The organism is Pseudomonadales bacterium, from assembly GCA_013215025.1.
Classification (GTDB): Bacteria; Pseudomonadota; Gammaproteobacteria; order Pseudomonadales; family DT-91; genus DT-91.
On sequence record JABSRR010000139.1, the window covers coordinates 1 to 1,889 of the forward strand.

Annotated in this window: 1 protein-coding gene; it reads right to left on the reverse strand. The window is 48.3% G+C overall.

The features are described from left to right. Positions 1 to 512 precede the first annotated feature (512 nt). Entirely contained in the window at positions 513 to 1,016 is a 504-nt protein-coding gene (locus HRU21_09185) for a hypothetical protein (GenBank protein ID NRA42460.1), read from the reverse strand. Positions 1,017 to 1,889: the final 873 nt, after the last annotated feature.

Sequence of the window (1,889 nt, forward strand, 5' to 3'; positions counted from 1 at the left end):
ATATGCACTAGGCCCATGGGGGCTATGAGTGATAATGCACAGCCCCAGGGCTGCTATATGGAACCCTAAACCCTAAACCCTGGGGCTGCTAAACCCAAGGGTCTAGGGTTTAGGCCCTTGGTTTTAGGTGCAGGGTTTAGGGTTTAGGGCTTAAGCCCTAAGGCTTAGGGTTTAGGGCTTAGGCCCTAAGGCTTAGGGTTTAGGGCTTAGGCCCTAAGGCTTAGGGTTTAGGGCTTAGGTCCTAAGGCTTAGGGTTTAGGGCTTAGGCCCTAAGGCTTAGGGTTTAGGGCTTAGGGCTTCTAGGGCTTAGGGCTTTAGCCCTAAGCCTCCCAACTTTTTTAAGGACATGTCTCAATGCCTCTTCCAATGCTTTTCAAAAGTGTTGTAAAAGCTTCTCCAGAAAGGGCAGCCCTGCCAGCTTCAGTTTGTGCACCCACACTGGCACACCCATGACTGCAAGCAAGTCTTCCTCTTCTATGTTTTGGTGGTGCTGATCCCTCACACCCTGCAGCTCATACCTTCTCGGCCTTTTGGCTATGATCAAGTGTAGTATCTGTTCTTATCAGTGTGACAACTGATATTCCACCAACCGGTGGATTGCTTGTCACATCAATTTTTCTTGGGGCAGTGTCCTCTCGAGCTTGCTCAGGGGCCTGCAAGTGTTGCACTGGCATGGCACAAAGCCAGGGGCAGCACACCCTTTGGGGTAACAGTTCATATTCTTGCCATCTTCCTGGCATGCTTCTGCTTGCTTGCTTGCTTGCTTGCTGGCTTTTGCTTGGTGCCTTTGTTTGTTTTTCCTTGTGTTTTGGCTTTCTCTTTTGTTTCTGTGTGTGTTCTTTTTTTGTGTTCCCTCCTGCCTTTTGCATGGTGCTTATGCTTTTCATTGGCTGCTTCTGTGTGCGTGCCCCTCCCCTACAGCACAGCAGCCAGAAGCAAGTTCCCAGCTTCATTTTTGAGCTAGGGGCACTTTGATTGAAGAAGCTGAGCATCACAGCGTTCACTTCATAACGCACCAATCTTTCGCCTTTTACTAAAGGTTGCCGTGAATGGGACGCATCAATGTGAATCTCTCAATTTTTGCGGGGCTGCAAAGCCCCAACAGTTCAAGAGTGCTATTGTATGCATGGTTGCCCCTGGTGGTGCTTAATGGTGCTGCCTGGTGGTGCCTGGTGTTGCCTGGTGTTGCCTGGTGTTGCTTTGTGGAAAGGGGGGGTATCAGGGTTAGGCTGCCAAAAGGGCTTGACAAGCAAGTGCCCCTCTTTTTTCCTTGCTTGGATTTGGGCCCCTGCAAGACACCAAGCATCCTTGCGGAAGGGGCAATTGCGCTATCAGTGACGCCTAGCGGAGGTGCGCAGTTTGCTAGTTGAAAACTACTCCAATTCCCGTCAAGTTTGATCGTCAAGGTCATTCTTGCAATTTTTACGCGGGCTTCGGCCCAACAGTTTATAGCACTTGATCATCAGTTTGATGCATGATGTTGGTTTATGTATGTGTCTGTGTGTGTGTGCATCTGTCTCTTTATGTGTGTGTAGCCTTTGGCGACGCCAAAAAGGCCAGAAGCAAGTGACCATCTTTCTTTGAAAAGGTGGGCCTGAGTACCCCCAGTCTCTTGTAAACTTACCTGGCTAGTGTTGGGCGGAGATCCAGCAGCTCGCTCTCAAAGGGTCGAGCAGTTCACTGCACTCTGAGGCCTGTAACGCCCATGGAGCCTCCGATGGAGTCATCCATAGCAGTATTTCTTTAGAGGCAGTCAGCTTGCGAGCTTCTGCCAACAGTATGACGTGTCATGGTATCATGAGGCCCTCGCGAAAAAAAAAAAAAAAAAAAAAAAAAAAAAAAAAAATTAAAAAAAACCCAAAAAAAAAAAAAAAAAAAAAAAAAAAAAA